This window comes from Microbacterium horticulturae (assembly GCF_029094505.1).
Classification (GTDB): Bacteria; Actinomycetota; Actinomycetes; order Actinomycetales; family Microbacteriaceae; genus Microbacterium; species Microbacterium horticulturae.
This window is the reverse complement of sequence record NZ_CP119108.1, coordinates 1,028,132-1,050,010: the sequence shown is the minus strand read 5'-3', so window position 1 is coordinate 1,050,010 and position 21,879 is coordinate 1,028,132. Positions and strand designations below refer to the sequence as shown.

Below are 21,879 nucleotides of genomic sequence, written 5' to 3'. Positions count from 1 at the left end.
GGTCCTGGCCACTCAGCCCCGACGGCCCTTGACGATCTTCTCCTGGTTCACGTCGGCGGCGTCGGCTGCATCGAACTCCTCGTTGCCGAAAGCATCGATGGCCTGCCCCTTACCGCCCTGGAACTCGGGGATGAACGCGTCGGTGGTCTTCTCGAGCTCGGCGAGCGTCTCGTCGTCCAGCACGTTCGTCTCGCGCAGACGGTCGAGGATCGTCGTGTTGCGGCGGACGTAGTCCAGCAGCTCGCGCTCGAAGCGCAGCACGTCCTCGACGGCGATGGTGTCGAGCTTGCCGTTGGTACCGGCCCAGATCGAGACCACCTGCTCCTCCACGGGGTACGGCGAGTACTGCGGCTGCTTGAGCAGCTCGGTCAGACGCGCACCGCGGTCGAGCTGACGGCGGGATGCCGCATCCAGGTCGCTCGCGAACATCGCGAACGCCTCGAGCGAGCGGTACTGCGCCAGTTCGAGCTTGAGCGTTCCCGAGACCTTCTTGATCGACTTCACCTGGGCGTCGCCGCCGACGCGCGACACCGAGATGCCGACGTCGACTGCGGGACGCTGGTTCGCGTTGAAGAGGTCGGACTGCAGGAAGATCTGACCGTCGGTGATGGAGATGACGTTCGTCGGAATGTAGGCCGACACGTCGTTCGCCTTCGTCTCGATGATCGGCAGACCGGTCATCGAGCCGGCGCCGAGGTCATCGCTCAGCTTCGCGCAGCGCTCGAGCAGACGCGAGTGCAGGTAGAAGACGTCACCCGGGTAGGCCTCGCGCCCCGGCGGACGACGCAGCAGCAGCGACACGGCACGGTACGCCTCGGCCTGCTTCGACAGGTCGTCGAACACGATGAGCACGTGCTTGCCCTGATACATCCAGTGCTGGCCGATGGCCGAACCGGTGTACGGGGCGAGGTACTTGAAGCCGGCCGGGTCAGAGGCAGGAGCGGCGACGATCGTCGTGTAATCCATCGCACCGGCGTCTTCGAGCGCACCCTTGACGGAGGCGATCGTCGAGCCCTTCTGGCCGATGGCGACGTAGATGCAGCGAACCTGCTTGTTCTCGTCACCCGACTCCCAGTTGGCCTTCTGGTTGATGATCGTGTCGATCGCGATGGCCGTCTTGCCGGTCTGACGGTCGCCGATGATCAGCTGACGCTGACCGCGGCCGACGGGGATCATCGCGTCGATGGCCTTGATGCCGGTCTGCAGCGGTTCGTGCACGCTCTTGCGCTGCATGACGCCGGGCGCCTGCAGCTCAAGGGCGCGGCGGCCGGAGCTTTCGACCTCGCCGAGGCCGTCGAGCGGGGTACCCAGCGGGTCGACGACACGACCGAGGTAGCCGTCGCCGACCGGAACCGAGAGCACCTCGCCGGTGCGGGTGACCTGCTGACCGGCCTCGATGCCGGCGAAGTCGCCGAGCACCACGACGCCGATCTCGCGCTCGTCGAGGTTCAGGGCCAGGCCCCGCGTGCCGTCGGCGAAGGTGACCAGCTCGTTGGCCATGACGCCGGGCAGGCCCTCAACGTGGGCGATGCCGTCCGCCGCGTCCACGACGGTGCCGACCTCGGTCGCTGCCGCCCCAGTGGGCTCGTATGCGGCGACGAAGTCCTTCAGCGCGTCACGGATGACGTCAGGGCTGATGGAGAGTTCTGCCATTGTCTTCCTTTTGTTCGTGGGGCCTCGGCCCCGAAGTCGCCGTCCCAGAGGGACGGGAAGTCTGTCTCAGCCTGCGAGTCGCTGCCGCAGGTCGTTCAGTCGGGTGGCCACGCTCGCGTCGATCACGTCATCCGCGATCTGCACGCGCACACCGCCCACGACGTCGCGGTCGATCACCGTGTTCACGGAGACCTCGCTGTCGTATTTGGCCGCCAGCAGCTTCGCAAGCCGATCGGTCTGCGCAGACGACAGCGGCACGGCGCTCGTGACCCTCGCGACCTTACGGCCGCGGGATGCCGCGACGATGCGTTCTGCACGCGCCAGCAGCTCGCGCACGCGGCGCTCGCGCGGACGCTGGACGACCGACGAGGCGATCAGCGTCGCGGCCGCACTGGCCCGGGAACCCAGCAGCGATTCGACGAGACGCCCCTTCTCGCTGGCGTCGCCCAGCCTGCTGCCCAGGGCCAGCTCGAGCCGGGGGTCGCTCGCGACGACACGGCCGAACTGGAACAGCTCGCCCTCGACGTCGGAGCTCGCATCGGCACCGGCTGCGGCCCGGACGGCGAGCTCTTCGACGGCGTCGACGAGATCGTCCGCGCTCGACCAGCGCTGCGAGACCACGGCCTGCAGCAACGACCGGGTCGCGCTCTGCAGGGGCGCGAAGACGTCGGCGACGACCTTCGCACGCGCCTCGGGGCTGGCGCCCCAATCAGCCAGCGCACCGCTCAGCGCCGACGTGTCGGCCAGTGCGCGCGCGGCGGCGAACAGCTCGCCGGCGACGCCGAGGTCGACGCCGGACGCGGCATCCAGCGCCGCGTTCGAAGCCGTCAGTGCCTGAGTGGTCGCGCTGCCCATTACTGCGCTGCCTTCTGCGATTCGGAGGCCTCGAGGTCGGCGAGGAAGCGGTCGACCACGGCCTGCGCCTTGGCATCGTCGGAGAGGGTCTCACCGATGACGCCACCGGCCAGGTCGAGCGCCAGCGAGCCGACCTCGCCGCGCAGCGAGACCAGCGCGGTCTGGCGCTCCGCCTCGATCTGCGCGTGAGCGGCCGATGTCACGCGACTCGCCTCGACGACAGCGTTCTCCTTGGCCTCGGCGACGATCTTCTTGGCGTCCTCGCGGGCGTTCTCGCGGATCTCGCCGGCTTCCTTGCGGGCCTCGGCGAGCTGTGCGGTGTACTCCTCGAGCGCGGCCTCGGCCTGACGCTGAGCCTCATCGGCCTTCTCGATGTTGCCCTCGATGGCGGCTGCGCGCTGGTCGAGCATGTCCTGCATGCGCGGGAGCACGAACTTCCAGAAGACGAACAGGATCGCCACGAAGCACAGTGCGCCCCAGACGAGGTCGTAGACCTCGGGCAGCAGCGGATTCGGGGTCTCCTCTTCCGCCGCCAGAGTGACAAGAGCCGGTAGCATCCTGTCTCCTTACGTGAAGAGGGGGATCAGAAGCCGAAGATGAAGCCGGTGGCGATGCCGATGAAGGCGAGCGCCTCGGTGAAGGCGATACCGATCCACATGAGCACCTGCAGGCGGCCGGCCAGCTCGGGCTGACGGGCGACGCCCTCGATGGTCTTGCCGACGACGATGCCGATGCCGATGGCCGGGCCGATGGCGGCGAGGCCGTAACCGACGGTCGCGATCGAGCCGTGCATGGCTGCCAGAACCGTAGTAGCTTCCACGGGTTTTTCCTTTCGTTGGGTGGGACGGCTCGTGCCGCCCCGCTCAGTGCTCGTCCGCGATCGCGAGCTGAATGTAGACCGCGGTGAGGATTGCGAAGATGTACGCCTGGAGGACGGCCACCAGGATTTCGAACAGGGTGAAGGCGAAGCCGAACGCGAGCGTCCCGGCGCCCAGCAGCGCCCACCAGTGCCCGGCCGTGAAGAAGAAGAACCACGTCGCCGAGAAGAACAGCACCAGCATCAGGTGGCCGACGATCATGTTCATCAGAAGACGGAGCGTCAGCGTCACAGGACGGATGATGAACGTCGAGATGAACTCGAGGATCGCGACGAACCATACCAGCGCCGTAGGGATGCCCGACGGGGCGAACGAATTCCTCAGGAACTTCTTGGGGCTCTTCTTCAGACCGGCGTAGATGAAGGTGACGTACGACACCAGAGCCAGCAGCATCGGCACGGCGATGATGGCCGTCCCCGCCACCTGCAGACCGGGGATGATGCCGGTCAGGTTCATGAACAGGACCATGAAGAAGATCGTGGTCAGGATCGGCAGGAAGCGGTTGCCGTCCTTGCGGCCGAGCAGATCGTGCGCGATGCCGTTGCGAACGAAGTCGAGGCCATACTCGACGACGCTCTGGAAGCGACCCGGGACCAGCTTCATGCGGCGCGTGCCGAGCACGAACAGAACGATGAGGACGACCGTCGCGATGATCTGGATGAGGTTGATGCGGGTCAGCGCGAACGGCGTACCCGCGAACAGGATCTCGGGCGGGAAGAAGTCGGTGATCGACGGCGGATGAAACCCGTCATCGGACGACGCGGCCTTCGCGATCAGTGTCGCAGCTTCAGTAAACAGCGCTGGCTCCAACTTCGGGGCATCGGTCGAGACCGTTGCGACGGGGGTCGATGGGAACGCGAGCCCACCCCAGCTCAGTTCAAGCGGCAAGCGGGCGGGTGCGGGTCTAGCCTATCAAACTCGGAGGTTTGGCAAGTCCATTTCAGGCGCGTCGTTCTTCACCATCATCGTCGGCGGGAGTACTCTCTGCGTCCGACGTCGCCGGAGGTTCGTCGTCGACCGTCGTGGGCAACTCGACCGACACCGTGGGAATACGCATTCTGGTGAGCACGACGACGTCGATCACGAGCGACGCGAGCACCCCCGCAACGATCGCGACGAAGAACACCGTCGGCTCGATCCACGACTGCCCGCGCAGCACAAGCAGCACGACGATGAACACGACGAACTTCAGCACCCAGCCGCCCAGCACGATGCCGAAGAACACCGGCACATAGAGAGCGTCGCCGAACCAGCGGTTGGCGATGAGAATGCTCGCCCCGGTGATTCCGAGGAACAGCGCCGCCAGCACCACACCAGCCAGCGCGCTGAACAGACCGGGAAGACCCGCGACGGCGAACCCGATGATCGCGCCGGCGACGGCGAGCACCGCCGTGACGACGCCCGACCAGACGAGGGTCGCACGCAGGACCGGCGTGCTCGTGACGGGGCTCTCGCGTTTGGTCAACTCTTCTGCTCCTGAGGGGCGGGGTCCGACGAGGCGTCGGGGGTGGATGCCGCGGCCACGCGGCGACGGCGGTTCGGGGTGAACGTGACCACGGCGCAGGCGGCGATGCCGACCACGCCGAAGGCGACGCCGAGCCAGTACTGCCCGGGCCAGTCGTGCGCCACACCGATGTACATGAGCAGCATCGACAGGCCGATGATCGCCGTCCATGCGTAGAAGATCAGCACCGAGGTCTGACTGGAGTGCCCCATGTCGAGCATCCGGTGGTGCAGGTGCTTGCGATCGGGCGAGAACGGCGACTTGCCGTGCCAGTACCGGCGCAGCACGGCCGATCCGAAATCGAGCAGCGGCAGGATGGCCACCGCGACCGGCAGCAGGATCGGGAGGAACGCGCCCAGCAGCTGCGAGCGCCCGAACTCGTCGGGGTCGAGGGTGGCGGGGTCGAACTGCCCGGTCAATGCGATGGCGCCGGTGGCCAGCAGGAGCCCGAGCACGAGCGCACCCGAGTCGCCCATGAACATCTTCGCCGGGTGCCAGTTCAGCGGCAGGAAGCCCAGGCACATGCCCACGATCACGCACGCGATGAACGAGGCGAGGTTGAAGTAGCTGGAGGCCCCCGAGTCACGCACGACGAAGTACGAGTAGGCGAAGAAGATCGTGCTCGCGATGAGACAGACGCCGGCGACGAGCCCGTCGAGGCCGTCGATGAAGTTGACGGCGTTCATGACGACGACGATCGAGAACACCGTCAGGGTGAAGCTGACCGCGGCCGAGGGCACGGTCATGCCACCGATCGGCAGCGAGTAGATCTGCAGCTGCCCGAACCACGCGATCATCCCCGCCGCGAGGAACTGGGCGGCGAGCTTCAGCATCCAGTCGAGGTCCCACAGGTCGTCGGCGACCCCCACCAGCACGGTGAGAGCGGCCGCGGCAAGGATCGCGAAGACCGCGCGCGGGTTTGCCCAGAAGATCTGGAAGTACGGGGTGAACGCCGAGACGGTGAACGCGCCGATCATGCCCAGGAACATCGCGATGCCACCCAGTCGCGGGGTGGGCGTGCGGTGCACGTCGCGCTCACGGATCGCCGGGTACAGCTTGTACTTGAGCCCGATGCGCCACACCGCCCACGAGAAGATCAGCGTCAGGGTGGCGGTGAACAGGATCGTGAAGATGTACTGCTTCACCCGTCGTCACCACTGGCGTCGCGAGCCGGGCCGGGCTCTTCCTCGGTCACAGTGTCGGGCTCGGTGTCGGGCTCGAGCAGATCGCCCAGCACGGCCCGCAGCCGCTCGCGCGAGATGGCGCCCTCGCGCAGGACGCGAACCACCGGGGCATCCGTGCCGATCAGGCCCGTGGCATCCACGATCGTCGATGAGACCCCCGTGCGGCTCGCCCCGGCGTCGAGGTAGACCGCGACGCTGTCGCCGAGCATCAGGCGCGCATCCTCCGCCTCGATCGCGGCCGGCTTCCCCGTGAGGTTCGCGCTGGAGACGGCCAGCGGCCCCGTCTCGGTGATCAGTTGCAGAGCGAGGGTGTGGTCGGGCATGCGCACGGCGACGGTGCCGTGGGTGTCGCCGAGATCCCACGTGAGCGAAGGCTGCGCGGGCAGCACGATCGTCAGGCCGCCGGGCCAGAACTCCTCGACGAGCCGCGCGACCGGCTCCGGCACCTCGGAGACGAGCGCACGCATCATGTCGAGGCCGGCGACGAGCACGGGCGGCGGCTGTTGCCGACCGCGGCCCTTCGCGGCAAGCAGACGCGCGACGGCTTCGGGGCTGAAGGCGTCGGCGCCCACGCCGTAAACGGTGTCGGTGGGCACGACGATGAGCTCACCGCGGACGACGGCCTGCCGCGCCTCGCGCATACCGGTGAGAAGCTGGCCCTGATCGGCGCAGTCGTAGAGGGGGGTCATGACCCGTCCAGTGTAGCGACGCGCACCTGTGCGCCGCCGTGATCAGGGGCGGATCGCCGTGGTGGTGCGGTCGCGCGCGGTGAGGTCGGGGTGAGTCGCGGCATCCCGCCATCCGTCCGCCGCCAGAAGATCGCGGATCGGCGCGCCCTGCCACTCGCCGTGCTCGATGACGAGCGTGCCGCCGGCGCGCAGCAGGCGCCGGGCGGTGCCGCTGAGCACGCGAACGATGTCGAGTCCGTCCGCTCCCCCGTACAACGCCTGCGGCGGGTCGAACAGCCGCACCTCGGGATCGCGCGGGATCGCGTCGTCGGGCACATAGGGAGGGTTCGATGCCACGACATCGAGTGTTCCGTCGAGCTCGGGCAACGCCTCGGCAAGGTCGCCGCGCACGAGGTGTGTCGCCGGAGTGCCGTACCGCGCGACGTTGCGCGCGGCCCAGGCGTGGGCCCGTTCAGAGAGCTCGACCGCCCAGACCTCTGCGCCCGGAACCTCCGTGGCCATGGCCAGCGCGATGGCGCCGCTGCCGGTGCCGAGGTCGACCGCGCGGGGGTGTCGGGACGCCACGGCTCGGAGTGCGTCGATCGCGAGCTGGGCGACGCCCTCGGTCTCGGGTCGCGGTACGAAAACGCCCGGACCCACCTCGAGCTCGAGGTGACGGAACGGCGCGAGCCCGGTCAGGTGCTGGAGGGGCTCGCGCCGCGCGCGGCGGGCGATGAGGGACTGGAGACGATCGTGCTGCTCGGCCGCGAGTGCGTCGTCGCGGAGCGCGGCCGCCTGCGCTCCCCCACGCCTCGCGCCGAGCACGTGCGCGAGCAGCAGCTCGGCGTCGACAGCCGGGTTGGGCACGCCCGCGTCGGCGAGCACGCGGGTCGCGGCACGCAGCGTCGCGCTGGCGCGGGGCGGGGTGTCGCGGGGCTCGGTGTCGCGGGGCGGGGTGTCCATGGGCGGGCTCCAGCCTATCGGCGAGTGGATGCCGCGGGCTGCGGCATCCACTCCCCCTGCCACGTCTCCCCTGCCCCCACCGCTTCTCCCTCCCCCGCCACCCCTCACAGACTTCGGAAAGTCTCACCGACCTCGGACCAATCCGGCCCACCGGCCCGAACTTCGCGCGATCTTCCGAAGCCTGTGAGCCGCGGAGCGCGGAGCAGGCCCCGGGGAGGGCGCGCCAGGCCGCGCCGGGGCGCACCTCGCGACCAAGTAGGCTGAAGGGCGCGCCCTCGTAGCTCAGTGGATAGAGCGGCGGACTCCTAAGCCGCGCGTCGGAGGTTCGATTCCTCTCGGGGGCACACTGTCGCCGTTCTCATCGGCGACCCACCGGCCAGATAGCATCGTCGGGGATGCCGGGATCGATCATGAGCTTCGCGTGCGCCTCCGGGTCACCGAGCGCGTCGAACGCGCGTGCCACGCCCTCGAGACCGACCCGACCGGTGACGATGGGCGACGCATCCAGCGTGCCGTCGGCGAGCGCGTGCAGCGTGTCGCGGAACTCCAGCGGCGTGTACCCGACGACGAACCGCAGATCCACCTCTTTGTTGATCGCCAGAGACGGACGCACGGCATCCGGACCCATGCACACGCCGACCACCACGATGCGCGAGTGCAACGGAGCCTGTGCGAGCACCCCGTCGATCATGCCCGGGATGCCGACGCACTCGAAGATCACCGGGCGCTTCGGGCTCGTCACACCCACCGCGTTCAGCGCACGCCATGTCTGCCACCACGGCACCGGCAGCCGGCGCATGCCATCGATCGCTTCGACGCCGGCGTTGTATTCGGTCTCCATCGAACGCACGAGGCCACTCGCGGGAGCGAGGTCCCACACGGAGTCGCTCGAGGGATCGACGACGACGTCGGCGCCGCACTGCTGCGCGAGTGCCCGACGTCCTGCCGAGAGGTCGGCCGCGATAACCGTCCGCACGCCCCGCGCCTTCAGCACGGTGATCACCGCGAGCCCCACCGGCCCGCAGCCGAACACGACGGTGACGTCCTTCTTGCTCACATCGCCGCGGCTCACAGCATGCCAGGCAACCGCCATCGGCTCGGTCATCGCCGCGAGGTCGGGCGCGAGGTGTTCGGGCACCGGCATGGTCAGCGTCTCCTGCACCACGACCTGCTCGGCGAACCCACCCGGCGCGTGCGGCGACAGGCCGATGCCGTCGACGTCGCGCCCGCGACGCAGCAGCGGCACCGTCACCACCGGTGTACCCAACGGCAGGGAGCGTCTGGTGCCCGGACCGTACCCGGCGACGAGCCCATAGATCTCGTGCCCCATCACCACGGCGTCGCTCGATCGCATGTACCGGTCGTAGCCGCACAGCTCGAGCACCTCGGCAAGGGCGTCTTGCGAGTGCCGGGCATGCAGGTCGCTGCCGCAGATGCCGCAGCGCTGCACTTCCAGCAGCAGCTGGCCGTTGCCGGGTTGAGGGGCCGGGACCTCGTCGACGGCGAGCTCGCCACCGTGCAGGGTGACGGCCCTCACCGCGTCGCCTGCGCGATCGGGGTCGGGCTGCTCGACGCCGAGCTGTCGGCGGCCCGCGCGACACCCGAGAGCGTGTAGGCGCCGGGTCGCCACTTCGCCGCGAGGCGGCGGTACCGGAACGTCCAGTCAGGCCAGATCGTGGCGTTCCTGCCGGAGGCGTCCTGGTAGAAGGTGACGCACCCGCCGGTCTCCCATACGGTCTTCGCGAGCTTCTTGTCCACTTCACGGTTGAAGCGGTCGTGCGCGTGTCGGGTCACCTCGACGACCGTCGCGGATGCGGCATCCATCGCCTCGATAGCCTTCTTCACGTGTTCGATCTGCGCCTCGATCATGTAGATCATCGAGCTGTGGCCGAGGCCGGTGTTCGGCCCGAGGAACAGGAAGAAGTTGGGGAACCCGGGAACCGATGTGCCCAAGTAGGCCCGTGGGCTGCCCTTCCATCTGTCGCCGAGCAGCTCCCCGTCCCGCCCGCGTACCTTGTCGGCGAACGGGATGTCGGTGACGTGGAATCCGGTGCCGAAGATGATCGCGTCCACGTCACGTTCGACCCCGTCGCTGCCGACGACCGAGTGCTCACGGATCTCGGCGAGCGCGTGCGGCACGAGTGTCACGTTCGGCTTCTGCAGGGCCGGGTACCACTCGTTGGACGGCACTATCCGCTTGCAGCCGAGGGTGAAGTCGGGGGTGAGGAGCGGGCGAAGTGCAGGATCGGGCACCTGCGACTCCATGTGTCGCCGCGACAGCTTCTCGACCTGGTGCATCAGCTTCGGGAACTTCGCGAAGCCGAGGATCAGAGCCTCCTTCGACACATAGACCTTCGTGCGCTCCCGACGCTGCACCGCCGGCTTCGCCCGGAACCTCACCCGCTCCTCGTCGGTGATCGGCCGCTTGTCGTGCGGCATGATCCAGGGCGCGCTGCGCTGGAACACGAACAGCTCGCCCACCTGGTCGGCGATCTTCGGCACGTATTGGATGGCCGATGCCCCGGTTCCGATGGACGCGACCCGTCGACCGGTGAGGTCATAGTCTCGGTCCCACCGGGCCGAGTGCATGATCTTGCCTTGGAACACGTCGATCCCCGGGACATCCGGGAGCTTCGGCTCGGTCAGCGGACCAACGGCGCTGATGAGGATCTGCGCGATCCAGGGCCCCTCGCTCGTCTCGACGTGCCATTGAGCGGCCGCGTCATCCCACTGCGCCTGGGTGACCTCGATGCCGGTGTGCAGATTGCGTCGCACTCCGAAACGGTCCAGGCAATCCTCCAGGTATTGCCTGATCTCCGGCTGGGGCGAGTACGTCGACGTCCAGTCCGGGTTGGGCGCGAACGAGAACGAGTACAAGTGGCTGGGCACGTCGCACTGGCACCCGGGGTAGGTGTTCGAGTTCCACACCCCGCCGACGTCCTGCGCACGCTCCAGGATCGCGACGTCTAGCACGCCCGCCCGCTTCAACTTGTACGCCAGGCCGATGCCGGAGAACCCGGCACCGACGATCAGCACGCGCACATGCCGCTCGACGGTGTCGGATGCCGTGGTGACCTCAGGCCGCATCGGTGACCTCCTGAGCTGACCGGGCGAGCATCCGCTCATGGTCTTTGACGAACGTGCGCGCGGTCAGCATCATGCCCAGTCCCGCGACGGCGAACGCTATGGGCACGACGATCGCGAGCGCGGCCTGCAGGCTGCCGATCGAGTCGGAGACCGCGCCCGCCACGATCGGGCCGCCGGCACCGCCGATCAGAAGACCGATCGCATAGACGATACCGATCGTCGTCGAGCGCTTGGCAGGTTCGATCACGTCGGAGATGATGGGCATGGATGCCGCGAGATAGACGATGCCCAGCAGGTAGCCGAGGAACGCGAACACGACGAACTGCCACAGTGCACCCTCGCCCGCGAGCAGCCCGATCAGCGAGAAGACGGCCGCGGCGATCAGTAGGACCGCGGTGAGCCACACTCGGGCCGCGTGGGACCGCTTCACCGCACGGTCCAGCAAGCGGCCGCCGAACAGCAGGCCGATGAGGCCGGAGAATCCGAGCACGACGCCGCTCAGAGCCCCGGCCGGCACGAGGCCGAGGTGGTGCGAGCGCTGCAGCACGACCGTGATGAACGTGCCGAGCGCATAGGCTGCGAAGTTGTACCCGGCGAACGCGATCACCAGTCCCCAGACCGACGAGACGCGGAACAGGCCCGCGAACGAGTTCGTGCGTGGGGCGCTCGGTGCCACCCGGACCGGTTCGGCCGCACCCCGCTCCGGCTCACGGACCAGCAGCAACAGGATCGCCACGATCACGCCCGGAACGGCCGCGACGAGGAACACCGCCTGCCAGCTCCCCAGCGCCTGCGCGAGCGCACCCGTCAGGAAGAACGCCAGCAGCAGACCGACCGGGAATCCGAGCATGAACACCGCGTTGGCGCGGGCACGGCGCTCGGACGGATAGAGGTCGGAGATGAGCGATCCGGTGGCGGGCGAGTACGCCGCCTCGCCGATACCGACGCCCACACGCGACGTGAAGAACACCCAGAACGCGGCGCCGACGCCGATCGCCGATACCGACACGAAGACGCCGAAGAACCCGCCGAGTGCCGTGAACACGCTCCAGGCCAGCAGGCCCCAGCCCGCGACCGCTTTGCGCGGGAACCGGTCGGCGAGCCAGCCGAGCGGAACACCGGCGAGCGCTGCGACCACCACGAATGCCGATGCCAGCACGCCGGCGGCCGCATCGTCGATGTGGAACGTCTTCTCTATTTCGCTGAGCACCACCGACGGGATCTGCCGGTCGAAGAAGTTGAGGGTGTTGCCGATGAACAGCAGCGTCATGATGTACCCCGCTGCGGAGGTCGCGCGGCGGGTGGGTGTGCTCCCGCCGGGGGCGGATCGCGCCGTCGATGATGAGGCCGCTGCAGAACCGTCGGCCGGAGTGGTCTGGGTCATTGCTGTGTTCCCTTCGTCGTTGAAGAGCTCGGTGGTGCGGAATCGGGTCCGTCCGAGGGCATCGAACCGGCCGCAGTACTGGGTGCCGAGGGGATGTCGTCGATGTCGGGCTTTTGGCGAGGGTGACAATCAGCCCCACGCCTGCCCCATTATGTGTGCGACCGAAAGCACCATCCAATGGCAACGCAGCCAACCGTTGCTGACGCCATTTGTTCCATTGAACAAGCCGAACGATAGTGTCGACATCATGGCGATCAACAACCACCCGGCGGCCGACATGGTGCACGACGACGTGGATGTGCCGACCCGATGGCCACACCGCAGAAGGATGCCGGATCTTGCCACGCTGCCTCTCGCGACGCAGCGCACGGTCACGCTCGCCGTCGACCGGCTCCGAGAATCCGTCGATCGCTGGGCAGAGCTGTTCCTGCAGGTCATCCGAGAACAGCTGCCGGGCTACGCGATGCTTACGGACGATGAGATCCGCGACTCGGCACACGGGCTCATCGACACGGAGGTGGCCGAACTCACATCGTTGCGGGTGCCGGACGACGCGCTGCGTGGGCGTCTCGAGGGGCTCGCGATGCGTCGCGCGTCTCAGGGTGTCTCGATGGGCACGCTCACGCGGGCCTATCAGATCGGCTCACGCGAACTCCTCGCGTTCATGGACGACATCGCCGCGGAGGTCGATCTGCCCAGCGGGCTGCTGCTGGCCATTCACGACTCCACCTGGGAGTTCGCGAACGAGGCGGCAAGCGTGTTCGCCCGGGTGCAGCGCGATCTGGCGGCAGAGCGCGCCCGGTTCGACGCCGAACGCCGCGCCGGCTTCACCCGCGGGCTGCTCGGCGGCACGCTCCCGCCCGAGCAGCTGCACCTCGAAGCGCCGTTGTTCAGCCTCGACGAGCGCGTTCCTTATGTCGCGCTCGCGATGGCTCAGCCCGGGACTGATGCCGAGGCCGATGCGGTGCGTCGCGCGATCGCCTCTGCCGTACACCTGCCGCCCAACCGGCTGATGTTCGCGGCGCTCGGCGCTTTTCTCGGCTGCATCGCACCCGCCGTGCCCGCGGTGCTCGACGGCCACCTGATTGGCGTGGGTCCCCGCGCTCCCCTCGAGCGCCTGCACGTGAGCTTCGACGAGGCGGTGATCGTCTTCGAGACCGCGCAGCACTTCGGCATGTCCGGTGCTGTCGCCCTGGAGCAGGTGGGGCCGCGTCCCCTGGTGCTGCAGGCATCCGACGTCGGCGACCGGCTGCACGACCGTCATCTCGGCCGGCTCGACCCGCGCACCGCGGCCGACATCATGCAGACGGTGCGTATCTACCTCGACTGCGACCAGCGGGCGTCCGATGCCGCGGTACGGCTCACCGTGCACCCCAACACTGTGCGCTATCGCGTCGGCCGTTTCGAGGAGCTCACCGGTCTGCGGTTGCGACGCACCGACGATCTCGTCACGGCGTGGTGGCTGCTGCACCGCGTGCGCTGAGCCGTGACGGGGGCAGGATGCTGTCCCCGACGAGCGAGCACGAGGTCAGGACGGTCGACACCGCGACCCCGACCGCTGCAGCTCCCAGCAATCTACGGAACGGCATTCCGAGCCCGCGATCAGCTGAAGATCCGGCGCACGAGGTTGACGTCGGCCAGATCCAGCAGCTCGTCGGCGCGTCCGCTCATCACCGTCCGCAACGCCCAGAGCGTGAACCCCTTGGCCTGCGCGGCGGTGATCGCCGGCGGAATCGACAGCTCCTCGCGCGCCACGACCACGTCGACCAGCGCGGCGCCGGGTACCGCGAACGCGCGCTGCAGAGCATCCTCCAACTCCGCCGGATCTTCCACCCGGATGCCGGTGATCCCCACCGAGGTGGCGACGTCGGCGAAGTTCGGGTTGTGCAGATCGGTTCCGAAGTTCAGAATGCCGGCGGCTTTCATCTCCAGTTCGACGAAGTTCAGCGACGAATTGTTGAACACGACGATCTTCAGGGGCAGATCGTTCTGCGTGATCGAGATGAGATCGCCCATGAGCATGGCAAGACCCCCGTCGCCGGCGAGCGCCACGACCTGGCGGGCCGGGTCGGCCGCTGCGGCACCCAGCGCCTGGGGCATGGCGTTCGCCATCGAGCCGTGCACGAACGAGCCCAGCAGCATCCTCTCCTTCGTCATCCGCAGGTAGCGCGCCGCCCACACCACCGGCGTGCCGACGTCGGCGGTGAACACCGCGTTCTTCGCCGCGAGCTCGTCGACGAGGCGTGCGACGTACTGCGGGTGGATCGGCTTCTTACCGTCGTTGCCCGCCAGATCATCGAGCTCACGACGCGTCTTCTGGTAGTGCGCGACGCTGCCTTTCAGGTGCTTGTCGGCACGGCCCTCGGCGATCATCGGCAGGAGCGCCGCCGCCGTGCTGCGCACGTCGCCGACAAGAGCGACGTCCACCGGCGTGCGCCGACCGATCTGCGAGCCGCGTATGTCGACCTGGATGACCTTCGCCTTCGCGGGATAGAACTGCCGGTAGGGGAAGTCGCTCCCCAGCATCAGCAGGGCGTCGCATTTGTCCATCGCACGATAGCCCGACGCGAATCCGAGCAGCCCCGTCATGCCGACGTCATACGGGTTGTCGTATTCGATGTGCGGCTTGCCCCGAAGCGCGTGCACGATCGGCGCCTGCAGCTTCTCTGCGAGCGCGAGCACGTCGGCGTGCGCTCCCGCCACCCCTGCACCGGCCAGGATCGTGACCTTCTTCGCCGCGTTGAGAATGTCGGCGGCCGCGCGCAGCTCGTCGTCGTCGGGCCGCACGTGCGCGATCGATGCGCGGATCGGGGCCGACGGACGCCGGTCGGGCGCCTCCTGGAAGAACACGTCGCCGGGCACCACGACCACCGCGACGCCCCGTTCGTTGACGGCCGCGCGCATGGCGTTCTCCAACACCCACGGAATCTGCGACGCATCGCTGACCAGCTCGCAGTAGACGCTGCACTCGCGGAACAGGTTTTCGGGGTGCGTCTCCTGGAAGTACCCGCTGCCGATCTCGGCGAGCGGGATGTGCGAGGCGATCGCCAGCACCGGCACGCGCGAGCGGTGCGCATCGAACAGGCCGTTGATGAAGTGCAGATTGCCGGGACCACAGCTACCGGCGACCACGGCCAGCTCACCGGTGAGCTCGGCTTCGGCGCCGGCGGCGAATGCCGCGGACTCCTCGTGCCGCATGTGCATCCAGCGGATGCCTTCGTCACGTCGCAGCGCCTCGGTGAATGCGTTCAGCGAGTCACCCGGAAGTCCCCAGATGCGCTGCACGCCGGCGGTCTTCAAGGTCTCCACGAAAAGCTCGGCCACATTCGTCGACATGCCGCCAGAGTATGCGGTGGATGCCGCGACCGCGAGGGGTCTGCGACCGCACCGGCGGGCCCCGCGGCATGTGAATCTTCTCAGAATGGCCACACAGGGTTGCATCGCACCCCGAATGGGGGAATCGTGGCCGACTCAGCGTCCCTATCCCACCCCGACGGAAGGAGCACGAATGCTCACCATGACTGAAAACGCCCAGACCGCAGTGAAGTCGATCGTCTCGAACGGCCCCGAGGCCGAGACGGCGGGCCTGCGCATCCACGGTGGAGACAACCCCTCGTCGGGGTTTGCCTTGTCCGTCGTGACGGCTCCCGACGCGGCCGACACGGTCGTCGACGAAGCGGGAGCGCGCGTGTTCCTGGACGAAGGGGCTGCCGCCGCACTCGACGACCAGGTGCTCGACGCGCAGGTCGACGACGCCGGTGGCGTGCGCTTCGGGCTGACCGCGCAGGTCTGACCCAGGTCTGGCTGCGCAGGTCTGACCGCGGCGCTTGCGCGTCGCTCTCGACTCAGCGGAAGTCTCGGGAGCGATGCGCCACCCCCACGCGCAGATCTTCGAACGCGTCGGCCAACAGGTTGACGACTCCCTCTTCGGAGCGTTCGACGATGCCCCGCACGATCAGCGCCGGCGCGTCACGCACAGTGCGCCGGTAACGCGTCCACACGCCGTTCGAGCAGACCACGTTGACGATGCCGTGCTCGTCTTCGAGGTTGAGGAAGGTGACGCCGGATGCCGTCGCCGGCCGCTGCCGGTGGGTCACCAGTCCCGCCACCTCGACGCGGCGGCCGACCTCGTGGGTGCGCAGTTCGCGTGAGGTCAGAACGCCGCGGGCGTCCAGCGGTGCGCGGAAGTGCGTGAGTGGATGGTCATCGGTCGACACCCCGGTCGCCCACAGGTCTGCCGCCAGCCGCTCGTAGCTCGACGGGTCGCCGAACAACGGCGGTTGCACCGACACCATCGAATCGGGCAGGTACTCGGCCTTATCCTGCGCGGCCGAGCCGGCGAGCCAGATCGCCTCGCGTCGGGTCAGTCCCAGGCACTCGAAGGCACCTGCCGTGGCCAGCGCCTCGAGCTGGGCGGTGTTCACACCCACCCGGCGCACGAGGTCGCGCAGGTCGCGGTAGCGGCCGTGCGCGTCACGCTCGGCGACGATCCGCGCCGCGAGATCGGCGCCGATCCCCTTCACCGCGGCAAGCCCCAGCCGCACGGCGAACGCACCATCGCGCCGGTGTGCGGCCGACTCATCGGGCGCATCGATGTCGAAGACACCGACCGGCGGTTGGTGGCGGTCGAGGCAGGAATCCCTGCCGGTGGGTGCGCCGGGCCCGGTCGTTGGCCCGGTCGTTGAGCGAGTCGCGAAGCGGCGAGTCGAAACGTCTCCGGGCAGCGTCGTTTCGACTCGCTTCGCTCGCTCAACGACCGGCGCTCGCTCAACGACCGGGGACCCTTCAGCCGGCTCAACGACCGAGGGTTCGACGACCGGCAGCGCTTCGGACAGGTGCAGGTCGGGGCGACGCACCTCGACCCCGTGCCGGCGTGCGTCGGCCACGAGGGTCGCCGGCGAGTAGAACCCCATCGGCTGGGCGCGCAGCAGCCCCGCCAAAAACGCGGCCGGGTAGTGCAGCTTCAGCCACGACGACGCGTACACGAGCAGCGCGAACGACAGTGAGTGCGACTCTGCGAAGCCGAAGTTGGCGAACGCCTGGATCTTCTCGTAGACGGCGTCTGCGGCATCCCCCACCAATCCATTGGCGGCCATGCCCTCGTACAGCTTCGTCTTGAGCGACTCGATGCGCTCGACGCCCCGCTTGGAGCCCATCGCGCGGCGCAGCAGGTCAGCGTCCTCGCCGCTCAACCCGCCGATGGCCATGCCCATCTGCATGAGCTGCTCTTGGAACACCGGCACTCCGAGCGTGCGTTTCAGCACCGGCTCGAGCTTGGGGTGCGCGTAGGTCACCTTCTCGCGCCCGAGCTTGCGGCGCACGTACGGATGCACCGCACCCCCCTGGATCGGTCCGGGCCGGATCAGCGCTATCTCGATGACGAGGTCGTAGAACTCCCGCGGCTGCAGGCGCGGGAGCAGCCCCATCTGCGCGCGCGACTCAACCTGGAACACGCCGATCGAGTCGGCCCGGCACAGCATGTCGTAGACGGCCTTCTCTTCTTTGGGGATCGTGGCCAGCTCCCATTCCTCCCCCGTGGATGCGCGAATGAGATCGAACGTGTGCTGGAGAGCCGCCAGCATGCCCAGCCCCAGCAGGTCGAACTTGACCAGACCCATCCACGCGGCGTCGTCTTTGTCCCATTGGATGACGGTGCGCCCCTCCATGCGCGCGTGCTCGATGGGCACGACCTCGCCCACGGGCCGCTCGGTGAGCACCATGCCGCCGGAGTGGATGCCCAGGTGGCGCGGGGCCTTCAACAGCTCTTCGGCGTAGTCGATGACCTGGTCCGGGATGTCGTGGCCGCCGTCGGTGGACAGGTTCGCGCCCCAGCGCTCCACCTGTTTCGACCAGGCATCCTGCTGGCCCGGCGAATAGCCGAGCGCGCGCGCCATATCGCGGATCGCGTTCTTGGGTCGGTACTGGATGACGTTGCACACCTGCGCGGCCCGCTCGCGGCCGTACTGCTCGTAGACCCACTGGATGATCTCTTCGCGGCGGTCGGAATCGAAGTCGACGTCGATGTCGGGCTCTTCTTCGCGCAGGCTCGAGAGGAACCGCTCGAACGGCAGGTCGTAGGCGATGGCGTCGACCGCGGTGATGTCGAGCAGATAGCAGACAGCGCTGTTGGCGGCAGAACCGCGCCCCTGGCAGAGGATGCCGCGGCGCCGGGCCTCTTGCACGATCCCGTATACGATCAGGAAATAGCCCGGAAAGTCCTTCTGCTCGATGACGTCGAGTTCGTGGGCGATGCGTTCGCGGTCTTCGGGCCGCAGCTCCGGATACTTGCGCGGCACCGCGCCCCACACAAGCTGCCGCAGATGCGACATCGGCGTCTGCCCATCGGGCAGCGGCTGCTTCGGCAGGGCGGGCTTGGCCATGCGCAGCGGAAAGGCCAGCTCGTCGGCGAGCGCAACGGTGCGCTCGACCGCGCCGGGGTAGCGGGCGAACCGGCGTGCCATCTCGGCGCCGCTGCGCAGGTGCGCACTGGCGTGGGCGGGCAGCCAGCCGTCGAGCTCGTCCATGCTGCGGTTGGCCCGTACGGCCGCCACGGCCGCCGCCAGCAACCGCCGCTGCGGCTGGGCGTAGTGCACGTTGTTCGTGGCGATCGTCGGCAGTCCGCGCTCGGCGGCCAGGTCTGCGAGCAGATCGTTGACCGTGGAGTCGAGCGGCTCGCCGTGGTCGATGAGCTCGACGTACACGTTCTCCCGGCCGAACAGGGCCGTCAGCCGGTCGAGTTCGGTGGCCGCGGCATCCCTCCCCCCGGTCAGCGCCGTATCGGCCAGCGCCCGACGCACGGCGCCCTTGCGGCAGCCGGTGAGGATCGCCCAGTGCCCCTCGGCCTGTGCGGCCAGCTCGTCGAGGTCGTAGACCGGGCGGCCCTTCTCGGCCCCCTGCAGCTGTGCGTGCGTGAGGGCGGCGGCCAGGCGGTGGTAGCCCTCCTGGCCGCGCGCAAGCACGAGCAGGTGCGCGCCCGCGGGGTCGGCTTCGCCCTTCTGCGGCTTCGGCAGCTGCAGCGACAGCTCGGCGCCGTACACGGTCTTCAGCTGCCGCTCGGCGGCGGCCTCGGCGAGGCGCACGACGCCGTAGAAACCGTCGTGGTCGGTGATCGCGAGGGCGTGCAGCCCGAGACGCTCGGCCTCTTCGACGAGCTCTTCGGGCGATGACGCCCCGTCGAGAAAGGAGAACGACGAGTGCGCGTGCAGCTCGGCGTAGGGCACCGCGTCGGCCGGGCGGGCGATGGGCGGCGGCACGTACGGGCCGCGCTTGTGCGACCAGGCGGGGCTGTCGCCGCCGTCGGCGTCGGCCGGCACCGGGCGGGGTCGGCGGCGATCGCTGAGGACGCGCTCGATCTCGGACCACGGAACGGAGGGGTTGTTGAAGCCCATCAGCGCGGCCCGTTTCTGCGATGGGCTGGCCTAGTCATACCGCGCCTCCGCCGCCCAGCGGCCGCCCTCGCACACGAGCAGCCAGGCGTTCTGCTCGGCATCCACGACCTGGAACCGGTGCGCATGCCGGGCGCGCGCGGCATCCCACCCCCGCTCGTCGATCGTCCAGGGGCCGGCCCACGACACAATCTCGCGCCGCCGGCCGGCCTCGGTCAGCCGTGCGGGCGGCGCGCTGAGCTCTCCGCGGTCGTCGACCTCGACGACCAGGCCTGCCTGCGAGACGACGTCGACCGGCTGCGGCTGCGGGAACACCGTCGCCGGCGCGGGGGCCGGCAGGCTCCCTGGCCAGGGGCGGGCGCGCTCGGTCGACGCGGCACGCTCGCCGCGATCGCCCCATGGCACGAGCACCTGCCGCTCGGTCAGCCACCGGCCGCCGCCCACCGCCGGGGTCAGCACACCGCGGTGCCCGAGCATCGCCTGCACGCGCGAGAGCGCGTGGTGCACGCGCTCGTCGGGGCCGGAGCCGAAAACAGCCGGTTGGTGGGCGGATGCAGCATCCACCGCTTCGGGATGAAGCCGCACGAGCGTCACCCCGCTGCGCAGCACCCGGTTCTGCGCGTCTTCGGCCAGCTGCCAGCGCACCCGGTCGATGACGGCGGCCGCATCGAACGAGCGCGGGTGCAGCCACACCCGCTCGCTGCGCTCGCCGCGATCGCCGGTCAGCTCGACGCGCAGCTCGGTGCACACGAGGTCGACAGCGCCCAGCCCCGCGATGAACTCGTCGGCGGCGATGCGCATGCCGAACGCGACCTGTTCGGCGGCCTCGACGGCGGGCTCGAACGCGACCTCGCGGTCAAGCTCGGGCGGTGGCGTGCGCGGCTGCACCGGCCGCGAGTCGGCGCCGCCCGCCAGCTCGTGCAGCCGCTGGCCGGCCGGCCCGAACCGGTCGCGCACGAGGCCGGCGTCGAGGGCTGCGAACGACCCCAGCGTGTGCACACCGAGACGGCTGAGCAGGTGGGCCAGCGCGTCGTCTTGCAGCGTCGCCACCGGCAGCGGTGCGAGAAAGGAGGCCGCGGCCCTCTGGGGCACGATGCGCACGGGGCGGTCGGCGGTCGTGGTGCGCGCCGCCTGCTCGGCGGTGAACGGTCCATCGGCGACGGCGGCACGCACCCCGGGCAGCTCCTCGCTCTCGGCGAGCACGTCGAGGATCTCGCAGGCGGCCTCGTTCTCTCCCCCGTAGAAGCGGGCGGGCCCCTGTGCCCGCAGCGCGCACAGCCCCGGGCGGATGATCTGCACTCCGGGCGCGAGCTGCTCGATGCGCGAGACCACCGGCGAGAACATCCGCGCATCGCGATCGGCATCATCCGGCACGATCTCCAGGCGCGGACAGCGCCCCTGCGCATCACGCCGCCGCTGCCCCCGGCGTACGCCCTCGGCGCGAGCCCCCGCCGAGCAGGCGATCACGGTGTTCGCGTGCACGATGGCCAGGGGCGCGGCATCCACTCCCTCCATTCCCCGCTGCCGGTGCAGCGCCGTCACCGGCCAGTCGGGAAACCACAGCACCAGGCTGCGCACCGGACTCATCAGCCCACCGCCCGCATCGGGACGAGCGCCGGCGCCGGTGCCGCCGACAACCCGCCGGTTTCATCGGGCAGCACCAGCCGGGCGCGCCGCGGCACCGCCTGGCGTCTGCTCGTCACGCTGACGGTCAGCACGCGCCGCTGCAGAAAGCCGTGTCCGTCGCCCACACCCGTCCACTCCGAGGCGTCGACGGCGATGGATGCCTCGGCCTGAGGCCACACCCCCTGTACAAGCAGCACGCCGCCGCGATCGCGCAGCCGCGCCGACAGCCGCGCCACGTCACCCGGAGTCACCCGCCCGCCCGGACGCACCGCGACCACCGGCAGCACGTCGGCGACGGTCGCCGTGACCGCGAGCCAGCGCGCACCCGGATCGGGGATGAGCACGACCCGCGAGAGATCGACCCCGAGCTGCTCGGCCGCCTCGGCGCCGAGCTCGGGCATCCCGACCACTCCGCACCAGGAGCCCTCTTGCGAGGGCCGTGCCAGCAGCGCCAACAGCAGCGAGGCCGACGGCGCCACCGTGTACGCGGCACCTGCCCGCAGACCACCGCCGGGCAGCAGGGATGCGAGACTCGGCAGCGTGGGCAGCACCGCGGCGCCGAGCCGGCGGCCCTGCACCCGCTCGAGTTGCGCGCGCAGGAGCGAGATCTCCTGCGCTGTCGCAGCACCTGCCGACATGATCGCCCCCACTTCCTCATCCTAGAACGCATGTTCTATCTGGTCAATGTAGGA

18 protein-coding genes and 1 tRNA gene are annotated in these 21,879 nt (G+C 69.2%); 3 read left to right on the top strand and 16 right to left on the bottom strand.

The genetic code is table 11. The features are described 5' to 3' along the window. Positions 1-12: 12 nt before the first annotated feature. From atpA to prmC, 9 genes are all read right to left on the bottom strand, one after another. Entirely contained in the window at positions 13-1,653 is a 1,641-nt protein-coding gene (gene atpA / locus PU630_RS04880) for a F0F1 ATP synthase subunit alpha (protein ID WP_275279241.1), read from the bottom strand. A gap of 66 nt (positions 1,654-1,719) precedes the next feature. Continuing rightward, positions 1,720-2,508 (bottom strand): F0F1 ATP synthase subunit delta, encoded by a 789-nt coding sequence (locus PU630_RS04875; RefSeq protein WP_275279240.1) that lies wholly within the window; start codon positions 2,506-2,508, stop codon positions 1,720-1,722. Then, positions 2,508-3,065, bottom strand: coding sequence for a F0F1 ATP synthase subunit B (locus PU630_RS04870; protein ID WP_275279239.1), 558 nt, complete (start codon positions 3,063-3,065; stop codon positions 2,508-2,510). The genes PU630_RS04875 and PU630_RS04870 overlap by 1 nt, the downstream gene beginning before the upstream one ends. Before the next feature lie 26 nt (positions 3,066-3,091). Continuing rightward, complete coding sequence (gene atpE, locus PU630_RS04865) at positions 3,092-3,328, bottom strand: ATP synthase F0 subunit C (RefSeq protein ID WP_275279238.1); 237 nt, start codon at positions 3,326-3,328, stop codon at positions 3,092-3,094. Between the two features lie 43 nt (positions 3,329-3,371). Beyond that, a complete protein-coding gene (gene atpB, locus PU630_RS04860; RefSeq protein ID WP_428981995.1) occupies positions 3,372-4,196 on the bottom strand; it encodes a F0F1 ATP synthase subunit A in 825 nt (274 codons plus the stop codon). A 130-nt stretch (positions 4,197-4,326) separates the two neighbouring features. Next, positions 4,327-4,851, bottom strand: a complete 525-nt coding sequence (locus PU630_RS04855) for a Cg1360 family ATP-synthase-associated protein (RefSeq protein WP_275279237.1) — start codon at positions 4,849-4,851, stop codon at positions 4,327-4,329. Continuing rightward, positions 4,848-6,035, bottom strand: a complete 1,188-nt coding sequence (locus tag PU630_RS04850) for an MraY family glycosyltransferase (RefSeq protein ID WP_275279236.1) — start codon at positions 6,033-6,035, stop codon at positions 4,848-4,850. Before PU630_RS04850 ends, PU630_RS04855 begins: the two co-directional genes overlap by 4 nt. Further along, the gene (locus PU630_RS04845; protein ID WP_275279234.1) at positions 6,032-6,763 is read right to left on the bottom strand and encodes an L-threonylcarbamoyladenylate synthase; all 732 of its coding nucleotides are present in this window, start codon (positions 6,761-6,763) and stop codon (positions 6,032-6,034) included. Before PU630_RS04845 ends, PU630_RS04850 begins: the two co-directional genes overlap by 4 nt. A gap of 42 nt (positions 6,764-6,805) precedes the next feature. After that, positions 6,806-7,705 (bottom strand): peptide chain release factor N(5)-glutamine methyltransferase, encoded by a 900-nt coding sequence (gene prmC / locus PU630_RS04840; protein ID WP_275279233.1) that lies wholly within the window; start codon positions 7,703-7,705, stop codon positions 6,806-6,808. Positions 7,706-7,976: 271 nt separating this feature from the next. Between prmC and PU630_RS04835 the strand changes: the two genes are divergently transcribed. After that, positions 7,977-8,049: transfer RNA gene (locus PU630_RS04835), tRNA-Arg, on the top strand. A gap of 14 nt (positions 8,050-8,063) precedes the next feature. Here the strand turns inward: PU630_RS04835 and PU630_RS04830 are convergent. The 3 genes from PU630_RS04830 to PU630_RS04820 are packed head-to-tail and all read right to left on the bottom strand — an operon-like array spanning position 8,064 to position 12,176. Then, complete coding sequence (locus PU630_RS04830) at positions 8,064-9,242, bottom strand: zinc-binding dehydrogenase (protein WP_275279232.1); 1,179 nt, start codon at positions 9,240-9,242, stop codon at positions 8,064-8,066. Further along, positions 9,239-10,792: a flavin-containing monooxygenase gene (locus tag PU630_RS04825; protein ID WP_275279231.1), complete on the bottom strand. Its 1,554-nt coding sequence runs from the start codon at positions 10,790-10,792 to the stop codon at positions 9,239-9,241. Before PU630_RS04825 ends, PU630_RS04830 begins: the two co-directional genes overlap by 4 nt. Further along, complete coding sequence (locus tag PU630_RS04820) at positions 10,782-12,176, bottom strand: spinster family MFS transporter (RefSeq protein ID WP_275279230.1); 1,395 nt, start codon at positions 12,174-12,176, stop codon at positions 10,782-10,784. Before PU630_RS04820 ends, PU630_RS04825 begins: the two co-directional genes overlap by 11 nt. Before the next feature lie 217 nt (positions 12,177-12,393). Here PU630_RS04820 and PU630_RS04815 point away from each other — a divergent pair, with 217 nt between their 5' ends. After that, the gene (locus tag PU630_RS04815) at positions 12,394-13,659 is read left to right on the top strand and encodes a PucR family transcriptional regulator (protein WP_275279229.1); all 1,266 of its coding nucleotides are present in this window, start codon (positions 12,394-12,396) and stop codon (positions 13,657-13,659) included. 119 nt (positions 13,660-13,778) lie between these two features. Here the strand turns inward: PU630_RS04815 and poxB are convergent, their stop codons facing one another. Further along, entirely contained in the window at positions 13,779-15,512 is a 1,734-nt protein-coding gene (poxB, locus tag PU630_RS04810; RefSeq protein ID WP_275279228.1) for a ubiquinone-dependent pyruvate dehydrogenase, read from the bottom strand. Between the two features lie 172 nt (positions 15,513-15,684). Between poxB and PU630_RS04805 the strand changes: the two genes are divergently transcribed. Beyond that, on the top strand, positions 15,685-15,969 hold the full coding sequence (locus PU630_RS04805; RefSeq protein ID WP_275279227.1) for a Fe-S cluster assembly protein HesB: 285 nt from the start codon (positions 15,685-15,687) through the stop codon (positions 15,967-15,969). A gap of 52 nt (positions 15,970-16,021) precedes the next feature. Here the strand turns inward: PU630_RS04805 and PU630_RS04800 are convergent, their stop codons facing one another. From PU630_RS04800 to PU630_RS04790, 3 genes are read right to left on the bottom strand one after another with little or no spacing between them, the layout of a single operon-like run. Next, complete coding sequence (locus tag PU630_RS04800; protein WP_275279226.1) at positions 16,022-19,564, bottom strand: error-prone DNA polymerase; 3,543 nt, start codon at positions 19,562-19,564, stop codon at positions 16,022-16,024. 30 nt (positions 19,565-19,594) lie between these two features. Next, positions 19,595-21,148 carry a Y-family DNA polymerase gene (locus PU630_RS04795; protein ID WP_275279225.1) on the bottom strand — a complete coding sequence of 518 codons (1,554 nt, stop codon included), beginning with the start codon at positions 21,146-21,148 and terminating at the stop codon, positions 19,595-19,597. Continuing rightward, positions 21,148-21,825: a hypothetical protein gene (locus tag PU630_RS04790; protein ID WP_275279224.1), complete on the bottom strand. Its 678-nt coding sequence runs from the start codon at positions 21,823-21,825 to the stop codon at positions 21,148-21,150. Before PU630_RS04790 ends, PU630_RS04795 begins: the two co-directional genes overlap by 1 nt. Between the last annotated feature and the right edge of the window lie 54 nt (positions 21,826-21,879).

What these genes read in the sequence shown, in the direction of transcription:
- atpA (WP_275279241.1), bottom strand. Translation starts at nt 1,653, where the DNA reads ATGGCAGAACTCTCCATCAGCCCTGACGTCATCCGTGACGCGCTGAAG.
- PU630_RS04875 (WP_275279240.1), bottom strand. Translation starts at nt 2,508, where the DNA reads ATGGGCAGCGCGACCACTCAGGCACTGACGGCTTCGAACGCGGCGCTG.
- PU630_RS04870 (WP_275279239.1), bottom strand. Translation starts at nt 3,065, where the DNA reads ATGCTACCGGCTCTTGTCACTCTGGCGGCGGAAGAGGAGACCCCGAAT.
- PU630_RS04845 (WP_275279234.1), bottom strand. Translation starts at nt 6,763, where the DNA reads ATGACCCCCCTCTACGACTGCGCCGATCAGGGCCAGCTTCTCACCGGT.
- prmC (WP_275279233.1), bottom strand. Translation starts at nt 7,705, where the DNA reads ATGGACACCCCGCCCCGCGACACCGAGCCCCGCGACACCCCGCCCCGC.
- PU630_RS04825 (WP_275279231.1), bottom strand. Translation starts at nt 10,792, where the DNA reads ATGCGGCCTGAGGTCACCACGGCATCCGACACCGTCGAGCGGCATGTG.
- PU630_RS04820 (WP_275279230.1), bottom strand. Translation starts at nt 12,176, where the DNA reads ATGACCCAGACCACTCCGGCCGACGGTTCTGCAGCGGCCTCATCATCG.
- poxB (WP_275279228.1), bottom strand. Translation starts at nt 15,512, where the DNA reads ATGTCGACGAATGTGGCCGAGCTTTTCGTGGAGACCTTGAAGACCGCC.
- PU630_RS04805 (WP_275279227.1), top strand. Translation starts at nt 15,685, where the DNA reads ATGCTCACCATGACTGAAAACGCCCAGACCGCAGTGAAGTCGATCGTC.
- PU630_RS04800 (WP_275279226.1), bottom strand. Translation starts at nt 19,564, where the DNA reads ATGGGCTTCAACAACCCCTCCGTTCCGTGGTCCGAGATCGAGCGCGTC.
- PU630_RS04795 (WP_275279225.1), bottom strand. Translation starts at nt 21,148, where the DNA reads ATGAGTCCGGTGCGCAGCCTGGTGCTGTGGTTTCCCGACTGGCCGGTG.
- PU630_RS04790 (WP_275279224.1), bottom strand. Translation starts at nt 21,825, where the DNA reads ATGTCGGCAGGTGCTGCGACAGCGCAGGAGATCTCGCTCCTGCGCGCG.